Here is an 18,850-nt window from a genome sequence, read left to right on the forward strand (position 1 = left end):
CGGGGTCTGTTTATGTTGTTTTTAGCTGGCAACGCAATTTATAAATGAAAGATTAACAGACCCTATTCATTTTTTTAGGAGTTTTACATGGGCATTCGTATCACAGGTACTGGGCTATTTCACCCAACAGAAATCATTTCTAATGAAGAACTGGCCGACAGTTTAAATGCTTATGTGGAACAATATAACCAAGAGAATGCAGAGAAAATTGCAGCAGGCGAGCTAGAAGAATTACGTGGTTCAAGTGCTGAATTTATTGAAAAAGCTTCTGGTATTAAGCGCCGTTACGTGATTGAAAAATCGGGTATTCTTGATCCAACACGTTTACGTCCGCGTTTGTCTGAACGTTCAAATGATGAACTTTCAATTCAAGCAGAGTGGGGCGTTATTGCTGCAAAACAGGCAATGGAAAATGCAGGTGTAACTGCTGAAGATATCGATGTTGTGATTTTGGCGTGTTCAAATATGCAGCGTGCTTATCCGGCTGTGGCAATTGAAATCCAGTCGGCACTTGGTATTCAAGGTTATGCTTACGACATGAACGTTGCGTGTTCAGCTGCTACTTTTGGTTTGAAACAAGCGGCAGATGCAATTCGTTCAGGTGCTCGCCGTGTTTTATTAGTGAATGTTGAGATTACATCTGGTCACCTAGACTACCGTAACCGTGATTGTCACTTCATTTTTGGTGATGTGGCGACCGCTTCTATTATTGAAGAAACCACTACTAAAACTGGTTTTGAAATTTTAGATATTCATTTATTTACTCAATTTTCAAATAACATTCGCAATAACTTTGGTTTCTTAAACCGTAGCGAAGATGCAGTGGTTGACGACAAGTTATTCCGTCAAGATGGCCGCAAAGTATTTAAAGATGTTTGTCCGTTGGTGGCAAAAATCATTAATGCGCAGTTGGAAAAAATGCAGTTAACTGCAAACGATATTAAGCGTTTCTGGTTACACCAAGCCAATGCCAACATGAATGAATTAATCTTGAAATATGTGGCTGGTAAAGATGCAGATCTAAGCCGTGCACCAATTATTCTAGATGAGTTTGCCAATACTTCTTCAGCAGGTGTAATTATTGCTTTACATCGTACAGGCCACGAAGTAGATGATGGTGAATATGGCGTGATTTCATCTTTCGGTGCTGGTTATTCAGTAGGTTCGATTGTTGTACAAAAGCATGTTGCTTAAGTTACTAGATTAATTAGAAACGCTCGTAAGAGCGTTTTTTTATGGCACAAAAATAATAAAGCGAGCCAAAATTAGCCCGCTTCATTTGAATCAAAAATAATTAAAACTTTTTAGTGTAGTTTACAAACAAGCGATCTTCACCAAAGTCATTGCCATGTTTTACGTTGTAATCAATTCGAATATATTGCAGGGCAAAGCCTTTTAAGAAAGGCTGTTGAAACGTATAGTTTAAAATCACATTCGACTCGGTTTCGTGGTTTTTCTCGCCATTTGCTGCTTTAAAGTCATGACCGTAAACATATTTCACCATCGCATTTAGGCCAGGCACATAGTCCTTAAAATCGTAGCCGTACATCACATGATAAGACTTCTCATCTTCTTTAAAGAAACCTGTAGCATTCCAGTTAATGAAATAGGTTTCTGGTAAAAAACCATCCGGTAATGGATAAGCCGACTCACCAATAATTTGCTGGTACCCCAAACCAAAGGTATGATTTTTCACTTTAAGTGTCTCTAATACCCCAATGTTTTGCGCATCGATATCAAAAGTATTGCCATCATCTTTTGCATTGAAGTATTTAAACTTAGAGGTGAGGGCAAAATTAGGTTGTTTCCAATTATGCTCAAGTCCTACATAGTGTTTATTGTAGAGGTCTTCTAAATTACCAAAGTAATATTCACCCTTGAGCGTCGGCGTAAATTGATAGCGCAGGTCAATATAATTTAAGCCATCAGATTCTTTGGTCATTCCATTTGCAGTGAAAGAAAACTTTTTAAAGTCCTCTTCATTGCGTGGCGACACTTTTTCAACTCGACCAATTTCTGCATAAAGCTGATCTGAAATTTGCGACTTAAGATTGGTTCCCCAATAAGAGGCAAGCAATTGTCGGCTGGCATCCACAGCCGTTACAGGTAAATCCAGCCAGAGTTCACCCACACTTAAAAGGGTTTTGTCGTAGCCTAGTTTTAAAGTTGTGCCGTATTTTAAAAAGTCAGATGCTTGAGATTGCGTTTCCTTATTAAAAGGTAAGACCGTGTCCGCAACATGTTTGTCTGAACTCAAGCGCACGGCGTATTGAACAGAAGCATCGGCACCAATCGTAATTGGCTTGTCTGCAATTTGCAGAGGGGTGTCATGCATTTTCGATTTATAAAATAATGAGGCTGCCTGAGACCAGCTACCCGTATCTTTGAGTGCATCATTGTCAAAATTACGGTTGATATAGGCATTCTTTAGCGTGAATTTCCATTCATCTTCGCTTTGTTGAGTGGTGTCTGCTGCCCATAAACTTGAGCTAGTTAATAAACCGAATAATGTGGCTATTGCTAAATTACATGGTTTAAAACGGTGTAAAAATTCCATAATCCATTTCCAAAAAGATGCGCTACTCCTCGGCGCATTTGTGTTTACTGCTGGGTAAGCGTGTTTTGAGGGTTAAACGTTGATGGTGTTTGTGCAGCAACAGAGGCTTTTAGATTGACCATAAATATTGCAAGTGCAGCAATCACACCCGGAATAGCAATCGCCAAGAAATTCATTTGGTGAGGAAGTTCAAATGAAAGTAAAGCACCTGTTAAAACTGGTCCAATAATCGCGCCAATACGGCCAATTCCCGATGCCCAGCCCATGCCAGTTGAACGAAGTGCTGTCGGATAGAACTGCGCAACAAAAGTGTAGAGTAAGATTTGTGAACCAATTGTGGCAGCACCGGCAATCGCAATCAGGCTATATAAAATAAGTTGTGGACTATTAATGCCAAGCAGAATTAAAGCTGCTGATCCCACAATAAACATAATGGTAATGACAGGTTTTAAATGAAATCTGTCTGCTAAAGCACCGCCACCAATTGCACCGACCATGCCGCCAATATTAAGTGCAAAGAGGAACAACATGCTCGCACCTAACGAATAGCCCGCTTGCAGCATGAGTTTAGGCAACCAGCTTCCTAAGGCATACACCATGAGTAAGCACATAAAGAAAGCAATCCAGAACATAAACGTGCTGAAGGCACGGCCTTGTTGGAAAAGCGCACGGACAGGTGCATCTGTTGTTGTACTTTCATTTAACACCAGTTGAGTATTGGCATTGACTTGAGTTTGAGGCGCAATTTTACTCACTATATTTTTTGCCTGTTCGCTATGATTAGATTTCACTAAAAAGGCAAGAGACTCTGGTAAAAATTTCCAAATGAGCGGGAGCAGTAACAAGGGAATACCAGCAATTAAAAACATGATTTGCCAGCCCATATCTTTTACGAGCCATGCACCGAGTAGCGCAGATGTCATGCCACCAATTGCATAGCCACTAAACATAATTGCGACCAATGTACTGCGGATTTTTTTAGGTGCATATTCGGTCATAAGTGCCACAACGTTTGGCATAACGCCACCAATCCCAAGACCTGCAATAAAGCGCAAAATAGCAAACTCAGTTGGTCCTTTGGCAAAGGCACCTATAAAGGTAAATCCGCTAAATAAGGTGACACAAATCAGGATGGTTTTTTTACGTCCAAGTTTGTCTGAAAGTGTGCCGAAAATCATGGCACCAAACATCATGCCGAATAGAGCGGCACTGGCGAGTAAACCAGCTTCAACAGCAGTTAACGACCATTGCTGCATTAACAGAGGAAGAGCAACCCCATAAATAACTAAATCATATCCATCAAAAATAATAATAAGTAAGCACCATATTAAAACTTTCCAATGAAAAGATGTAAAACGGGCTTTATCAATTAACTCATTAATATTAACCTTGCTTGTATCCATTTTCTTCACCTCCAATTTGTGAAGCATCGCGTTATTTTTTAATAAACTATTTTGTTATTGGAATAGAGTCAAAAACCTAATTGATATATCTTTATGTCTTTAAGGTATTGTATTTTTATTAAACTAAAATATTGAAAATTATAATTTATTTTAATAATTTTGGTTGTTGCTTTTGTTGTGTTTAAAATAGGGTTGAATATTGTATTGTGAGAATTTTAAGGATTTTATAGATATCTTTTTATAGATTTTATTGCTGAGAATCACAGCTAGAAATATAGCTAAATTTATATTAGGAATTAAAGTGAAAATAAATAAAAAATATTAAAGTCAATTATTTTAGAAACTCATCTTAAAAATGAAATTTAATTTATATTCAATAAAAATCGCCACATCAGAATTAGCAAATTATTTGCATCCTGATGTGGCGATTGAGGCTTTATTTTAGCTGGGGTATTTAGATAAAAACTTAATTTGTGGCTGGAGTTGATCGGGGTGTGAGAATGAAATGGGCGATTACACCAATGCAAATACCCCAAAAGACTGAGCTTAAGCCAAGAAAATGCATGCCTGATGCGGTGGCTAAAAAGGTAATAAGTGCAGCATCACGTTGACTATCATTTTTCATGGCAACAGAAATATTGGTGGCAATGGCACCAAGTAAGGCTAAACCTGCCAGTGCTGCAACCAACTCTTTAGGAAGTAAGCTAAATAGCATGACAATACTGCCAGCAAATAAGCCACCTAAAATATAAAAAATCCCGTTGGCGATTCCTGCGATGTAACGTTTTTCTTTCAGTTCATGTGCATCTTTGCCCATGCATAAAGCTGCGGTAATTGAGGCAAGCACAATCGTAATACCGCCGACACAGGCAACAGCTAACGAGGCAATACTGGTGGCCGTAATAATGGGCTTGGCTGGTGTGTCGTAACCGCTAAGTTTCATAATCGCCATACCCGGTAAAAATTGGCCGGTTAGACTGACTAAAATAAGAGGAACGGCGAGGTTGAGTGTTGAGTTCCATGTCCATTCTGGGCTAATCCACTCCGGAATAGCTAAACTAAAACTCACATCAACCGGATTCATTTTGCCTAAAATGAGGCTTAATAAAACTCCGGCAGCTAACACCCAAATCATGGTGTAGCGCGGCATTAAACGTTTGGCAATTAAAAAGACAATAAGCATGCTAAAAACAATAAACGGCATGCTATCAGACGCGGTAAATAGACCAATACCAAATTGAAAAAGAATACCAGCCATCATGCCGGCAGCGACGTCTTGCGGAATCCATTTTAGTAATTTGTCGAAGTAACCTGTAACGCCAATTAAAAAAATAACGATAGCAGAAGTAATATAGGCGGCTACTGCTTCATTCAACGAGATGTTTGGAAATAGGGTAACTAACAGGGCAGTACCCGGTGCTGACCATGCGGTTATGACAGGCGTTTTATATTTAATCGAAAGATAAATACCTGAAACGGCAGCACCAATTGAGATTCCCCAAATCCATGACACCATCATGTCGGTGGACACATGAGCACGCTGAGCAGCTTGGAAAAAAATAATCAGTGGGCCTGAGTAAGAAATTAAAACCGCAAGAAAGCCAGCAACTGTTGCTGATATGGACCAGTCATTTTTTAATGTCTTTAACAGGGTTGCCATGTGTGATTGCCTCCATGCAAATCATGTTATTTACCCAATCATGCAAAAAGATCAGGGTTAACCCTGATCTCCACCTCCGACCGAAATAACCGATCCGGTCATATATGATGCTTCGTCTGATGCAAGAAATAAAATTGCATTGACTTGTTCTTGAATTGTGCCATAACGGCCCATAAATGTTCGATCTATTGTTTGATCAACCACTTGCTGCATCCAGTCTTTTTCATTTTGACTTAATGGGTTGGCGTTTCGCGGTACTTTGCGAGGTGGTGCTTCGGTTCCACCCGTCGCAACAGCATTGACTCGAATTCCATCTTTAGCATGTTCAAAAGCAAGCGATGCCGTTAAAGCATTTACTCCACCTTTAGATGCCGAGTAGGGAATACGATTAATACCACGGGTTGCAATTGAAGACACATTTACAATCACCCCCGATTGTTGCTTAATCATGGCGGGTAACACAGCACGGCAGCACCATAACGTTGGAAACAATGAACGATTTACTTCCTTAATGATCTCTTCTTCGGAAAACTCTTCAAAAGGTTTCATCCAGATCGCGCCACCTACATTATTAATCAGGATATCTACCCGACCATAGTGTTCAATGGCTTTTGCAACTACCGCTTGAGCACCTGCATAGGTTTCAAGGTCAGCATTAATCGTGACGGCATTGCCATTTTCACTCTGAATTTCTTTGAGTACGTCTTCAACATATTCAGAGCGGTCAGCCATGATGACTTGGCCGCCTTCAGCTGCAACTTGCAGTGCCACGCCACGGCCAATACCTTGGGCACTACCCGTAACAATCACGACTTTATCGGTAAATCTTTGACGGTTTGACATAGATAACTTCTCCACCTTGAATTAGTTTGCAGAGAATTTTTCAAACAAGAAATTAGTAGGTTTGATATTTTCAGTTTCTAACCAGCCACGTACCGCTTCTACCATTGGCACTGGGCCACATAGGTAAACATCGACGTCGCCACCGTTTAACCATTCACTTTCAATATGACCAGTCACATAGCCTTTGCGTTCATGGTTACTCTCAGGGCTTGCGACCACAGTTCGATATTCAAACCATGGGAATTTTGCCTGCAACTCATTGAGTTTTTCTAGAGCAACCAAATCAAAGTCATTGGTCACGCCAAAGACTAAACGAACTGGTTGTTCTGAACCTTTTTCTTCAAGCACTTGTAACATCGACATAAATGGGGCAATACCAGTACCGCCTGCAAGCATTAGCACTGGACGCGCTACATTACGTAAGTAGAAGCTACCGAATGGACCTGTAAATGTCATTTTGTCGCCAGCTTTAGCATTCTTGCTTAAGAATTCACTCATCTTGCCATTTGGTACATTACGTACCACAAAGCCTGTTAAGCGATTGCCCGGTTTTGAGCTAAATGAATATGAACGTGTTTCACCAGTTTCTGGAATTGCAACGTTAACGTATTGGCCTGCAAGGAAATGAATATCCGGTTGGCCTTCATCAAGTTGAATATCAAATGTGATGGTTGAATCTGATAAATTTTCAACGCGGGCTAATGTACCTTGGAAGCTATGAATTTCTGTTTTGCAAACATCTGACGACGCCTGAATCTGGAATACCGCATCGGACGTTGGTCGACATTGGCAAGCAAGAATGTAGCCTTGCTCAGCTTCTTCTGGGGTTAATGCATCTTCAATATAGGTTTCTTCTGGCATGTCATAACTACCGGATTCGCAAAATGCGCGGCAAGTTCCACATGCACCGTCACGGCAATCCAAAGGAATATTAATTTTTTGGCGATAGGCTGCGTCAGATAGGGTTTCGCCTTGAGCTACGTTAATGAAACGTGTAACACCATCTTCAAATTGAAGTGCGATATTGTGGTTTGACATGGCATGTATCCTACAAAATATTTGAAACTTTTACCCTCAGCCAACAGTCCGTTTAACTGAGGGGGTATGTCTTAAAGGTGGTAGATATCAATCACTTGATTGATGTAGTCATTTTTCAAAACGACATACTTACTCAAGATTTTTGGTTGATCACCTGAAAAATCGATCACATAACGTGACATACCGAAATAGCTGTAATTTGTCTTGTAACGGAAACTTAAGGTATTCCAGTTAAAGCGAACGGTAACTTTGTCGCCGTCGCGATCGAGAACTTCAACGTTGGCAATATTGTGGCTTGTGCGTGTGTCCGGCATGGTTGCAGATGAGCGCTCGGTTTTAATACGGAACACTCGATCTTCTAAACCTTGACGGTCTGGATAATAAATAAGTGAAATTTCAGATTGCGGATCTTCAGTTAATCTATCGTCGTCGTCCCAAGCTGGCATCCAGAAAGAAGCTTCCGGTGCGTAACATTCAAGCCAGTCATCCCATTGTTCATCATCTAAAAAACGAGCTTCACGATAGAGAAACTGAGCAATATTTTCTAAAGTTGCTTTGTCTTGAGCACTCATGCTGTTTCTCCCTGATCAGCAATTTCTTTCTCTGATGCAATCGCGTGTTTCATGGTGTGTAACCAATATTGATGTTGGGCAAGATACAGACCTTCATCTTCAGTTTTGATACCACTTAACATGGGTTTTAAACCGATTTCGTTTGCTGCATCGTCTGGTCCATAAATCCAGTGTTTTGAACCACGGCACATGTCATTCCATTCAAGTGCAATACCTGCGTAGCCTGCCTGACAAGCACGGAACTCTTCTAAATCGTCTGGCGTTGCCATGCCTGAGGCATTGAAGAAATCTTCATATTGACGGATACGGCGTGCACGAGCTTCAGGTGCTTCACCTTTAGGCGCGATACAGTAAATGGTGACTTCGGTTTTATTGACCGAAAGTGGACGAAGTACACGAATTTGCGAACCGAATTGATCCATCAAATAAACATTTGGGTACAGACAAAGATTACGTGAACGCTCAATCATCCATTTCGACATCGCTTCACCGTATTTTTCGGTGTATTCGTCTGCTTTTGGGAAGTTAGGACGGTCTTCTGGGTTTGCCCATTGTGTCCACAGCAACATGTGACCATTTTCAAAGCCATACGAGCCACCGCCTTGTTTACCCCAAGAACCTGCACTCATCGCACGAATGTTATCGGCAGCTTGAGTTTCTTTACGGTGTTGAGTTGTTGCTGCGTAATTCCAGTGAACAGCAGAAACGTGATAACCATCGGCGCCATTTTCAGCAGTTAGTTTCCAGTTGCCTTCGTAGGTATAGGTAGATGAACCACGTAAAACTTCCAAACCATGTTCAGACTGGTCAACAATCATGTCGATGATTTTGGTGGTTTCACCCAAAAATTCTTCAAGCGAAGGAACATCGGGATTTAAGCTACCAAATAAGAAGCCTTTGTAGCTCTCAAAACGAGCTACCTTTTTAAGGTCGTGTGAGCCGTCTTGGTTAAAGCAGTCAGAGTAACCTGCGTCAGTTGGGTCTTTTACTTTGAGCAATTTACCTGAGTTATTAAAAGTCCAGCCGTGGAAAGGGCAAGTATACGTTGCTTTGTTACCACGCTTGTAACGGCAAAGTTGTGCTCCGCGGTGTGAACATGCATTGATCATGGCATTAAGTTCACCGTTACGGTTACGGGCAATGATAATCGGCTGACGACCAATATAAGTCGTGTAGTAGTCATTATTATTTGGAATTTGGCTTTCGTGTGCCAAGTAAACCCAGTTACCTTCGAAGATGTATTTCATTTCGAGGTCAAATAAGGCTTCATCAGTAAAAACTGAGCGGTGAAGTTTAAATTCACCTGTATCGATATTGTCTACAAGTAATTCATCAATACGGTCAAGATGGCTGGTATTGATTACAGGAATACGTGGCATGTCCGTTCTCCGACTTTCCAAAGGGTGGAAGTCATCAAGACCTTCGCTACGATTTAAAAGGTCTTGATATCCTAATATGTCAATGAAGCGTATAAACGCGTCGGGTGTTTAACCGCGAATGGATAAAGATAGATCGAATGTTGGCCAGTATGATTTCAATCGGTGCTATACAAGTGATCTATAACTTCATCGGGTTATTGCTTGTATATACCTTAAAAGAATGGTTAAACTGTGTCTAAGACTGAATTTGCATTTTAATATATCTTAAAGGTATGGAAACCTGATGGAACTAAGACATTTACGGTATTTTGTGGCTGTTGTAGAAGAACAGAGCTTCACCAAGGCAGCCGAAAAACTATTTATTGCTCAACCGCCTTTGAGTCGGCAAATCCAAAATTTGGAAAGTGAGCTTGGAATTCAACTCTTTGAGCGAGGAAGCCGCCCTTTACAGACCACGCCAGCAGGGCATTTCTTTTATCAGCACGCTGTTAAACTTTTGTCGAATGCTGAAGAAATAAAAAGTATGACCAAGCGTATTGGTCTCATCGAAAGAAGCATGACCATTGGTTTTGTCGGGTCTTTACTTTATGGGTTGCTGCCTCGAATCATTTATTTATTTCGTCAGCAGCAGCCGCATCTGAATATTCAGCTCATGGAATTAAGTACAACCGAACAGTTACAGGCCTTAAAAGAAGGCCGTATTGATGTCGGGTTTGGGCGTTTAAGAATTAGTGATCCCGCCGTGAGGCGAATTCTTTTACGTAAAGAGCGTTTGGTTGTTGCCGCGCATACCAGCCATCCAATTGCACAGCGCACAGAAGGGGTATATCTGGCCGATTTGATTGATGAAAAGATGTTTATGTATCCCACCTCGCCAAAACCGAACTTCTCAACCCAGCTTTTGAATATTTTTGCCGAACATAGTTTGGTTCCCAAAAATATGCATGAGATACGAGAAATTCAATTGGCTTTGGGCTTAGTCGCAGCGGGAGAAGGGATCTGTATTATTCCAGCAAGTGCCGATACTATTCGATTTCCACACTTAAACTATATTCCGATTTTAGATAACGGCGCGGTCAGCCCAATTTTTATTACTGCACGGGCAATGGACAGAAGTGAAGACTTACAATCATTGTTCGATTGTATTTATCAGGTTTATGATTTAGAAGGGATACCTTATCAACGGACTGTTTTTACACTCGACCAGAACCCGATAGATGATTCAAATGGTATCGACTCTTAAATAAGGGAGGTGCATAGCCTCAAGGTTGAAGCTATGCGTTGATGTGTTTTAGAAAGCCCAAATTAATTTTAGCCAGCTGGTATGGCCTTCGGGGCGATATTCGACTTCGGTTTCTTTTAGAAATTTGGCTTCAATAGACCAATTCTTATCGGCATATTGAATGCCTGGCCCAATTGCAAAAGCCTGTCCTTTAAACCCAATGTCACTTCCGTTTACTTTGTCATCTGTGGTTTGTTTAAAGGTATAGCCTTCAACTGCAACTTTGAGTTTTGGGTTAATGCGATAACCCAAGCTATAGTCACCCGCAATGTATTGTCCAGACTGGTAGTCGGTCGCGTCATTACGCGTATTCCAGCTATAAGACAATTTAGTAGATAGATCTAAACCTGCCGCGTTGGCATAACTATAGGCAATAATTGGTCGAATGGTGTGATAGTTTTTCCCGAGATTGGCTTCAACTGGATGTGTCGCACTTGGAGTGTCATATTCACCTGTCCCGAGCACAGTTTCTAGGGCTGCAATCCAGTGATGATTTCCTTGATGCCAGCCGAGCATGCCACCCAAAATCAAGTCTCCGAGACCTTGGTTTGAGTCAGCCATTCCATTTATTTTAAGCCTTTGATAAACCAATGGTTGGGCTGCATAAAAACCGAGTTGTCCATCCATAATTTTTTGATCGGTCATCCAAACCAACCGCGGAACCACAGCGTTGACATCAACATGGAACTGATTGGGACCATTTTGAAACTCTGATGCGTGGTAATTTTGATAATAACTGAGTAAGTAGACGCCAGCAGGTGGTAGAGCACCTGCCATCATACCTTCGGCACCTAAAGCAAAAGAGTCTGAGCCATTTTCTGTCGCAAATGCAGACGGAAGGTAAAGGGAGCTGATTACACCACATATGATTGCAGAGATTTTGTTATTCATAGAATGTCCTATTCTGTGTTGTTTGGCTTGTCACTAAAAAAACGTTATTCCTTAACGGTCTTTAAAAATTTGAGTCTGTTTAACCTGTAAATTTGGAATGCAGAACTCTTGTGAGCCTTGTATTTGCTTTCTAAATTACAAATACAAAGCTCATTTGAAAAAGCCGAGTGCTTAAAGGTTTATCTTTAAATATGTTTGAATAAAGCTGAACGCGATTGTCCGGCAGCACCATCGGCTGCACTTAAGAAGCGTTCAGTGTGAATGTCCCGTTCGAATAAGCGACTTTGCATGAGTGTTGAAATTGCCGAGTCGATCATGATGGGTGGGCCACACAAATACGCTTTGTGTCCACCACATCGATTTTCAAAGTAATCGGCAACAGCCTCATGCACAAATCCGGTAAATCCAGTCCATTGGTCTTCTGGTTTTGGTGCATTGAGAGCAGGGATATAGCGGAAGTTCGGATAGTCTTTTACGAGCTGTTCAAACAATTCTCGGTTGTATAGCTCTGCCAAGTCTCGTGCTCCTTGGAAGAGGTAAATCGTGCGACTATCTCCAGACTCAAGCAAATCTAAAATCATCGATTGTGGGCTTGAAAGACCTGAACCACCCGCAATGAAAATGGCATTTTGATCATCTGACTTGCGTACAAAAAATTGACCATAAGGGCCTGAAATATCGAGCTGATCACCTGTGGTAAGTTGTTCATGCACATAAGTCGTTGCTGCACCGCCTTCAACTTTACGAATATGCAGCTCAACGATGCCGACTTCACTTGGTGAGTTGGCAATTGAAAATGCACGAGTTCCTTCAATGTTTGGAAATTGGACATTGATATATTGGCCAGCTTGGAATTCGATTGAACGATCTAGTTGTAGACGAATACCCTTAATGGTCGGGGACAAGTCTTTTATTTCAATGACGGTCGCTTGATAGTCTTGAACCAAATGACCTAAGAAATCTGGGTCTTCATCGACATCGGCTTCAATGACCATGTCGGACTGTGGTTTGCAGCAGCAGGCAAGCACCTTATTTTCATCACGTTCAATATCCATGAGCGCAAAGGGAGAAGCTTCACCGACATCATAAAAACCATCGGTGACTTGAACCTTGCATGTCCCGCAAGTGCCATGACCACAGGCAAAGGGTAACCAAACACCTTGGCGTAAAGCTGCATCTAAAATGGTCTGGTCTTCTTCTACTTCAATCGTTGTTCCGATCGGTTCAATGGTGACTTGATAACTCATGACACACCTCCGAATTAAACGTAACTGTCGTTATAGCCATTTAATTCTGGCGTAACGAAACGAAGTAATGACTTATGACCAAAACCAAGCTCTGCCAAAGTTTTTGTACTTTCAGGACTAATTGTTTGACCATCTAAGGTGTATTGCACTTTTGACCAATCAATTTTGGCAAAATCTGGATGCTGGGCAAAACCACCTGTAATTTGTTGCTCAATCAACTGTCCAAAAGTTTGTTGAGGTGAGGCAAGCATGGCATGTGCTGAGCAAAAAAGGGTGTGATGATCCCAACCCACATAAAGTAAGAATTGATCACCATAGTTTTTTTGCAGATCAAGCGGTTCAAATTGATAATTGTTGTGTATCGCGCGAACAGTCATGTTCAATCTCCTTATTTCCTATCAGTCAGCTTGATGACTGCCTGAACAATTCCTTGTGTTTATGCTGCGTTGCCTTTCCATTTTTTCCAGCGCTGTTGGTCTGGTGAACCTTCAATATCCAGATTGTCGGCACCGACATTCATGCGGTAATAATCGCGGAGCATGGTTTCGAGGTCACCGCCACCACAGTTGCCTTGCAAAATTTGATTTACAGGTAGCCATGCTTGTATATATTTTTCAGGCTCGCGTTCGAAAATGTCATGACAACCATCTGAACAGGTGTGGTAGCGTTCGCCTTGGTAGATGCTATGGCGATAACTAAACTGAGTTGGGTCATCACCCATTTCGGTAAAGGTCATTGGAATCTGACAAACCTGACAAAGCTGTGGTAAACCTGCGCTATAGAAGCGTTTACCCTCGGCTTCCATTTTGCGAGCCAGCTCCCATTTTGGACGGTAGTATTTATCGAAAGTGTCTGGATATTTAGCCGATAACCAATCCATTTCTTCGTCAGTTGGAATCCAAGTATGGAAACCGGCAGCATGACCAAAGTTATAGAAAATCCACCATGCCTGATGTGAGACATGCTCTTTTTCTTTCACAATGACATCGCTATATTTCGGCATACGAATGCCATAACGGCTCAAATCTTTAAATAGTGCGCCGCCTGCCTGTTCAAAGTAAACTTCCCAAGCTTCTTTCCAAGACATCACTTTGTTTGGCAGCATGTAATCCATCATCATGCCTACAATTGAAAGCAAACGAGTTCCGCGCCAGAACCATTTATCAATCCATTCCTGCACAATTGGCACGTTGTCTTCATGCTGTTCGAGCAAGAATTTCACGATTTCAAGACCAAGCGTCATGTGACGCGCTTCATCAGACTGCGCACTAAAACCAAAGGTCACGGTTGCCATATCGCCGTTATAAGCTGCACCCGACATAAACGGAACAAACAGTAAGTTGGTAAGTACATATTCAAAAGCAAAACTAATCGCTAATAAAAACTCGAAAGGGCCAGCAGAACGGGCATCTTCGAAAAATGATTTAGGTACAGACAAATACCAAACGCGGTCATGCATGTGTGCCCAATCCTGAAAACCATCAAAGAACTTGTTGTAATGGCTCATGGCATGAATTTGAGTCTGTACATGACGCAGCTCATCAATCGACTGCATCTGAGAAGCAATACGTGCTCCAATTCCACTAAACTGGCGGCCTACATGGGCATAACCTTGATAAGCTTGATATTCAAGTGGAGTCACCGCCGTTAAAAAGAGTTTGATCGCATTTAAGTAGCGTTCATTACTGACATTCATCTGACCGTTGTTTTGAGCAAACGCATCAAAAATGGCATAAAGTTTTTTCTCTTTTTCTGCCTGATATTTCCAGTAAGCATCCATAGTTAAACGGAATGGATCTTCCCATTTAGACCAGTCCGTAATTTTGATGCCTTCAAACTCTTCATAAGGGAAGGCATCTTTACGGTCAGCATAGGAAAAGTCCCAGTCCAGATCACGGGTTAATGCACGGTAACGATCTTTCGCATTTAATTTTTTGCTGGTTTCTTTCGTTTGAGTTGTCATGATTGATCATCCTTAAATCTTTGTTAAACAACGTCTATGTTGTGATTAATTCCAATGAAGGCGGAAAGTATCGTCCTCTTCTTCGACGTTGCCGCCCAGCGTAATCATGTTGAGTTGTAATGATTGGATGTCCCAATCTTGGCCTAGTTTTTCAGATACGGTTTCGGCTTTAATCACCAAATCAGTTTCACTTTCAATTCGGATCATGGCGGGTAAATACTGAATTGAAGCTTCAGGGTTATCTTCTTCAATCGCTTCGAGGATGTAGCGTGAAGTATCGTTGTCTTGTAACGCGAGATAGACTTTAGACATGTTGCTTCTCCTTAAGCATTTGTAAGTGGTTGTAGGCCGAGTTTTTTTGCACGTTCAATAACGGCTTGTTCTGCTTGATCAATTGCCTCTGCTGTTAAGGCTGCTGTTGCCCAAGGTGTAAAGGCTGCTTTCACTTGAGCTAGAGACTCAGTGAACCATTCATTTAATAGCTGTTTGTTATGATCGGATTCTGCTGCCGCAGTTTTAATGACGGTGTCTGACCACTTACGTAAATCACCTAAAGTGTCTTTCATAAATTCAGTCAGCATGGCTAAGTCGCGAGCATTTTGAGTGACTAACCACTGATCAAACTGTTGATAGACGAGCTCTGTCACAAAGCAGTCAATCACAAGATTTTGTAATAAGAAAAGTTTGAAGTAGTCTTGCTCGGTGAGGCTTTCTTCACACAAACGTCTTAAGCATTGCCATGCAGGATGTTGCATCCAAGCCTGTTTTGCCTGTTGTAATGAATCACCGCTATTACTATCTAAAGCTAGACCAATACGTGAGATGTACTGCGCTATCCCTAAATGATCCATTGCGGCATAAATACAAGCTTGGGTAAGCACGGTGCCATAACCATAGGCACTGCCAGACATCATGTGTAAGTTTGCAGTTTGTTCAACGTGGCGAAATGGCAATAGGTACTCAATGACCTTAGCTTTGACTTCATCAGACAAATGTTCTGCAAGCTGACGTTTTTCAAAAAAAGCAAAATTACTTTCGGCGGTATCTTGTAACCGCGCACGGTGCTGAACATAAGTTCCATAATAGAATTGACGTGGATCTTTGAATGCATACCAATCTTGCATTTGCAGGACAGTATGGGTTTTATCATTTAAAGTCTTTTCAGGTTTCCACAGTGGGCGATAGTGAAAGTTAGCTTCTGCCTGTACATCAAAACTCACTTCTTGATATCGAGTTGCTGGCTTACTGCCAAATCGTCTTTCGATATAGGCATAGTTCTGGCGGATAGGTTCGACATTTGACGTTTTGATTTCTAAAGTCATGGCTTTATCTCCTTATATTTTTACATCTGATCATCGTGATCGTTGCTATTACGTTGCGTGCCGACTAAGGTTGCTTCAGTGCCATAGCGCCATTTTTCTTCCTGAGCATCATTAAAAGCTTGCTGCTCTTGGGTCATTTCAACCACTTGATTGGTTTTACAAAAATCATTAAATGCATGTTTAGGCAAAACCAGTTCCACAAATAGACTTGGGTCGTGAATGGCAAAATCGAATTCGATAAACTCTGCGTTTAAGTCGCCAGTGATCCGAATATATTTGGTTAATGCTTCGACTTGAGGTTGCGTCATGCTGTACTCCATCAAGACATGGTCTTGAAATTGATGAATGCTCCTTGCTCTCGCTACTAGCTTTACAAAAGCTATGCCAACTTTATTTTTGTTATTAAAAACAGATGATTAAGTTTTTTATGGAAAATGAGGAATTTTTTAAATTCACCATTTCATGAATTTTTTTGAATGGTGAAATAGATATATTCATGATTTGATGAAGAGAGCCGTAAAAATTTCTTTTTAGATTTTTTGAGGCTTTAAATGGAGAGATTTAGAAATACTTTTTTAGTATGAAGTTATGTCTTTAAGGTACTAGGACATATATCTGGTTCTTCGATAAGATGAGATAACACCCAAATGTGTTTAATGGATTAAAACAGATCACTCATGGCTCGAGTAAAATACGATACAACGGGACGATACGCAGATCATCCGCAAGAAATTCACGATTTGCTGTCTAAACTGCACTTTGATACTGCCCACGGCCAAATCTGGTTTGATGAATATCGGATGCTGCTTTTACACACCAGCATTATGGGATATTTGCGTAAAGATTTAGCGCACATGATTGGGCTTGAGCGGACTAAGCATTTCTTTATTCGTTTAGGGTATCAAGCTGGGTTAAAAGATGCAGAAGTTACAACAAAAATGCGTCCCGATTTAAATGAACACGATGCTTTTATGGCGGGTCCACAAATGCATGCGATTCGTGGAATGGTGCAAGTACAGGCCAACCAGCTCAATTTAAGCCATAATAAAAAACAATTTTATGCCGATTTAAATTGGCTTAACTCTTTTGAAGCCGATGTGCATTTAGAGCATTTTGGCCTAAGTGATGAACCTTCATGTTGGATGTTACTTGGCTATGCATGCGGATATAGCAGTTTTGCGACGGGCATGACTATTATTTATCAAGAAATAGAGTGTAAGGCCTGTGGCCACGAGCATTGCCGTATTATCGGTAAGCCTTTAGAAGAGTGGGAAAATGCAGATGAGCTAATTCAGTTCATGTCTCCCGAACCCATGGAAAAAGAACTCATTGCGTTGCAGGCTGAACTTTTTGAGCTTAAAAGATCAATTTATAGCGATAGCGAAGCTGATTACCAATTATTTAGTTCTGTGGGTAAGTCAGCATCTTATAAACAGGTCTGTGCATTATTAACAAAAGCAGCAGGTTCGAAAGTTTCTATTTTGCTACAAGGCGAAACAGGGGTTGGTAAAGAAGCTTTTGCACGAGGAGTTCATGAAAATAGCCAAAGAAAAGACCAACCTTTTATTGCGGTAAACTGTGCAGCGATTCCACTAGAGTTAATTGAGTCTGAATTATTCGGGGTAGAAAAAGGTGCCTATACAGGAGCACATCAGTCTCGCTTGGGTAAGTTTGAACGAGCCAATGGCGGTACGATTTTTTTAGATGAAGTGATTGAGCTTTCTCCTCGTGCACAAGCAGCACTATTACGCATTTTGCAGGAAGGTGAATTTGAGCGAGTAGGAGATTCACAGACACGTATTTTAGATGTCCGTGTAATTACAGCAACCAATGAAGATCTTGAGCAGGCTGTAAAAACAGGGCGATTTCGGGCAGATTTATATTATCGCTTAAATATTTTCCCAGTGCAGATTCCGCCTTTGCGAGAGCGCCGTGAAGACATTCCTTTACTGGTTGAACATTTTCTTCGTCGCTTTGAAAAAATGTACGGCAAAACCATTCAAGGTGTAAGTGAAAAGACCAAAGTTTTTATGCAGCAATATGAATGGCCAGGAAATATTCGTGAGTTAGAAAACTTATTAGAAAGGGCGGTTTTATTAACGGATGATCAGCAGCTGATTAAGTTAAATGCCATTTTTCCACAGATCAAGCATGACCCAGAGCAGGCGATAACTATAGAAACTGACTTTGGACAATTATTACAGCCAGAGTTTAATTTAGAAGAACACGAGAGACAGTTAATTTTAACAGCCCTAAAAAAAGCTAATCATAACGTGTCTGAAGCAGCACGTTTATTGGGAATAACTCGGGCGGCACTGGATTATCGAATTAAAAAATTTCAGATTTGAATCAATATCAACAAGCTCAAAAATAAAGGCCTAACTTTAAACGTTAGGCCTTATCGACTATTGCACTTTCGCTGGGAAACCATCTTCTTCAAGTGCTTCGGTAATTTTATCGACACTTTCACTGCTTTCAACAGTCACGATTTTGGTCGCTAAGTCTACATCTACTTTTGCATTTGGATCGACATCTTGAATCGTTGCAGTCACACCACGTGCGCAGCCACCACAAGTCATATTTTCAATAAGTAGTTTCATATTCATACTCCATCAAGAATGAGATGTTTGTTTGGATAACACTGAGTCTAAACCTTGTCATGATTGTAAGGTCAAGACCAAATTTTTAAAAAA

At 41.0% G+C, this 18,850-nt stretch carries 17 protein-coding genes and 1 pseudogene; 3 read left to right on the forward strand and 15 right to left on the reverse strand.

Annotation, left to right across the window (positions count from 1 at the left end):
• The first annotated feature begins 87 nt into the window (after window positions 1-87).
• A complete protein-coding gene (locus tag NQ782_RS03025) occupies window positions 88-1,194 on the forward strand; it encodes a beta-ketoacyl-ACP synthase III (protein WP_000512836.1) in 1,107 nt (368 codons plus the stop codon).
• Between the two features lie 100 nt (window positions 1,195-1,294).
• On the opposite strand, the gene NQ782_RS03030 is transcribed toward NQ782_RS03025, so the two are convergent.
• From NQ782_RS03030 to benA, 7 genes and pseudogenes are all read right to left on the reverse strand, one after another.
• Complete coding sequence (locus NQ782_RS03030) at window positions 1,295-2,557, reverse strand: OprD family outer membrane porin (RefSeq protein ID WP_031985955.1); 1,263 nt, start codon at window positions 2,555-2,557, stop codon at window positions 1,295-1,297.
• Between the two features lie 44 nt (window positions 2,558-2,601).
• Entirely contained in the window at window positions 2,602-3,960 is a 1,359-nt protein-coding gene (locus NQ782_RS03035; protein WP_000381290.1) for an aromatic acid/H+ symport family MFS transporter, read from the reverse strand.
• A 466-nt stretch (window positions 3,961-4,426) separates the two neighbouring features.
• Window positions 4,427-5,620: a benzoate/H(+) symporter BenE gene (gene benE, locus NQ782_RS03040; RefSeq protein ID WP_057093551.1), complete on the reverse strand. Its 1,194-nt coding sequence runs from the start codon at window positions 5,618-5,620 to the stop codon at window positions 4,427-4,429.
• A 57-nt stretch (window positions 5,621-5,677) separates the two neighbouring features.
• Window positions 5,678-6,463 carry a 1,6-dihydroxycyclohexa-2,4-diene-1-carboxylate dehydrogenase gene (locus NQ782_RS03045; RefSeq protein ID WP_057093547.1) on the reverse strand — a complete coding sequence of 262 codons (786 nt, stop codon included), beginning with the start codon at window positions 6,461-6,463 and terminating at the stop codon, window positions 5,678-5,680.
• A gap of 21 nt (window positions 6,464-6,484) precedes the next feature.
• Window positions 6,485-7,501: a benzoate 1,2-dioxygenase electron transfer component BenC gene (gene benC / locus NQ782_RS03050; protein ID WP_057093545.1), complete on the reverse strand. Its 1,017-nt coding sequence runs from the start codon at window positions 7,499-7,501 to the stop codon at window positions 6,485-6,487.
• 52 nt (window positions 7,502-7,553) lie between these two features.
• Window positions 7,554-8,073 (reverse strand): annotated as a pseudogene (gene benB / locus NQ782_RS03055) (benzoate 1,2-dioxygenase small subunit).
• Complete coding sequence (gene benA, locus NQ782_RS03060; protein ID WP_001137395.1) at window positions 8,070-9,452, reverse strand: benzoate 1,2-dioxygenase large subunit; 1,383 nt, start codon at window positions 9,450-9,452, stop codon at window positions 8,070-8,072. Before benA ends, benB begins: the two are co-directional and overlap by 4 nt.
• 283 nt (window positions 9,453-9,735) lie before the next feature.
• Here benA and NQ782_RS03065 point away from each other — a divergent pair, with 283 nt between their 5' ends.
• Window positions 9,736-10,695, forward strand: coding sequence for a LysR family transcriptional regulator (locus tag NQ782_RS03065; protein ID WP_000423281.1), 960 nt, complete (start codon window positions 9,736-9,738; stop codon window positions 10,693-10,695).
• A gap of 48 nt (window positions 10,696-10,743) precedes the next feature.
• Here the strand turns inward: NQ782_RS03065 and NQ782_RS03070 are convergent, their stop codons facing one another.
• From NQ782_RS03070 to NQ782_RS03100, 7 genes are all read right to left on the reverse strand, one after another.
• The gene (locus tag NQ782_RS03070; protein ID WP_057093542.1) at window positions 10,744-11,625 is read right to left on the reverse strand and encodes a transporter; all 882 of its coding nucleotides are present in this window, start codon (window positions 11,623-11,625) and stop codon (window positions 10,744-10,746) included.
• Between the two features lie 185 nt (window positions 11,626-11,810).
• The gene (locus NQ782_RS03075; protein WP_000122050.1) at window positions 11,811-12,872 is read right to left on the reverse strand and encodes an NADH:ubiquinone reductase (Na(+)-transporting) subunit F; all 1,062 of its coding nucleotides are present in this window, start codon (window positions 12,870-12,872) and stop codon (window positions 11,811-11,813) included.
• A 14-nt stretch (window positions 12,873-12,886) separates the two neighbouring features.
• Window positions 12,887-13,249 (reverse strand): phenol hydroxylase subunit P4, encoded by a 363-nt coding sequence (locus NQ782_RS03080; RefSeq protein ID WP_005076914.1) that lies wholly within the window; start codon window positions 13,247-13,249, stop codon window positions 12,887-12,889.
• Between the two features lie 59 nt (window positions 13,250-13,308).
• The gene (locus tag NQ782_RS03085) at window positions 13,309-14,835 is read right to left on the reverse strand and encodes an aromatic/alkene/methane monooxygenase hydroxylase/oxygenase subunit alpha (protein ID WP_000211828.1); all 1,527 of its coding nucleotides are present in this window, start codon (window positions 14,833-14,835) and stop codon (window positions 13,309-13,311) included.
• Between the two features lie 45 nt (window positions 14,836-14,880).
• A complete protein-coding gene (locus tag NQ782_RS03090; RefSeq protein WP_057093540.1) occupies window positions 14,881-15,147 on the reverse strand; it encodes an MmoB/DmpM family protein in 267 nt (88 codons plus the stop codon).
• An 11-nt stretch (window positions 15,148-15,158) separates the two neighbouring features.
• A complete protein-coding gene (locus tag NQ782_RS03095) occupies window positions 15,159-16,157 on the reverse strand; it encodes an aromatic/alkene monooxygenase hydroxylase subunit beta (RefSeq protein WP_057093536.1) in 999 nt (332 codons plus the stop codon).
• Between the two features lie 20 nt (window positions 16,158-16,177).
• Window positions 16,178-16,465, reverse strand: a complete 288-nt coding sequence (locus NQ782_RS03100; RefSeq protein WP_000193470.1) for a phenol hydroxylase subunit — start codon at window positions 16,463-16,465, stop codon at window positions 16,178-16,180.
• A 369-nt stretch (window positions 16,466-16,834) separates the two neighbouring features.
• On the opposite strand from NQ782_RS03100, the gene mobR reads away from it, so the two are divergent.
• Complete coding sequence (mobR, locus tag NQ782_RS03105) at window positions 16,835-18,505, forward strand: phenol degradation transcriptional regulator MobR (protein ID WP_045544343.1); 1,671 nt, start codon at window positions 16,835-16,837, stop codon at window positions 18,503-18,505.
• A 57-nt stretch (window positions 18,506-18,562) separates the two neighbouring features.
• Here mobR and NQ782_RS03110 read toward each other — a convergent pair whose 3' ends face one another.
• The gene (locus NQ782_RS03110; protein ID WP_001985155.1) at window positions 18,563-18,763 is read right to left on the reverse strand and encodes a heavy-metal-associated domain-containing protein; all 201 of its coding nucleotides are present in this window, start codon (window positions 18,761-18,763) and stop codon (window positions 18,563-18,565) included.
• Window positions 18,764-18,850: the final 87 nt, after the last annotated feature.

The sequence above is a fragment of the Acinetobacter sp. BD54 genome, from assembly GCF_044778325.1.
In the GTDB taxonomy this organism is placed as follows: Bacteria; Pseudomonadota; Gammaproteobacteria; order Pseudomonadales; family Moraxellaceae; genus Acinetobacter; species Acinetobacter baumannii.

Excerpts from the sequence above, each read along its gene's own strand:
- NQ782_RS03025 (WP_000512836.1), top strand. The coding sequence starts at position 88 with ATGGGCATTCGTATCACAGGTACTGGGCTATTTCACCCAACAGAAATC.
- NQ782_RS03030 (WP_031985955.1), bottom strand. The coding sequence starts at position 2,557 with ATGGAATTTTTACACCGTTTTAAACCATGTAATTTAGCAATAGCCACA.
- NQ782_RS03035 (WP_000381290.1), bottom strand. The coding sequence starts at position 3,960 with ATGGATACAAGCAAGGTTAATATTAATGAGTTAATTGATAAAGCCCGT.
- benE (WP_057093551.1), bottom strand. The coding sequence starts at position 5,620 with ATGGCAACCCTGTTAAAGACATTAAAAAATGACTGGTCCATATCAGCA.
- NQ782_RS03045 (WP_057093547.1), bottom strand. The coding sequence starts at position 6,463 with ATGTCAAACCGTCAAAGATTTACCGATAAAGTCGTGATTGTTACGGGT.
- benC (WP_057093545.1), bottom strand. The coding sequence starts at position 7,501 with ATGTCAAACCACAATATCGCACTTCAATTTGAAGATGGTGTTACACGT.
- benA (WP_001137395.1), bottom strand. The coding sequence starts at position 9,452 with ATGCCACGTATTCCTGTAATCAATACCAGCCATCTTGACCGTATTGAT.
- NQ782_RS03065 (WP_000423281.1), top strand. The coding sequence starts at position 9,736 with ATGGAACTAAGACATTTACGGTATTTTGTGGCTGTTGTAGAAGAACAG.
- NQ782_RS03070 (WP_057093542.1), bottom strand. The coding sequence starts at position 11,625 with ATGAATAACAAAATCTCTGCAATCATATGTGGTGTAATCAGCTCCCTT.
- NQ782_RS03075 (WP_000122050.1), bottom strand. The coding sequence starts at position 12,872 with ATGAGTTATCAAGTCACCATTGAACCGATCGGAACAACGATTGAAGTA.
- NQ782_RS03080 (WP_005076914.1), bottom strand. The coding sequence starts at position 13,249 with ATGACTGTTCGCGCGATACACAACAATTATCAATTTGAACCGCTTGAT.
- NQ782_RS03085 (WP_000211828.1), bottom strand. The coding sequence starts at position 14,835 with ATGACAACTCAAACGAAAGAAACCAGCAAAAAATTAAATGCGAAAGAT.
- NQ782_RS03090 (WP_057093540.1), bottom strand. The coding sequence starts at position 15,147 with ATGTCTAAAGTCTATCTCGCGTTACAAGACAACGATACTTCACGCTAC.
- NQ782_RS03095 (WP_057093536.1), bottom strand. The coding sequence starts at position 16,157 with ATGACTTTAGAAATCAAAACGTCAAATGTCGAACCTATCCGCCAGAAC.
- NQ782_RS03100 (WP_000193470.1), bottom strand. The coding sequence starts at position 16,465 with ATGACGCAACCTCAAGTCGAAGCATTAACCAAATATATTCGGATCACT.
- mobR (WP_045544343.1), top strand. The coding sequence starts at position 16,835 with ATGGCTCGAGTAAAATACGATACAACGGGACGATACGCAGATCATCCG.
- NQ782_RS03110 (WP_001985155.1), bottom strand. The coding sequence starts at position 18,763 with ATGAATATGAAACTACTTATTGAAAATATGACTTGTGGTGGCTGCGCA.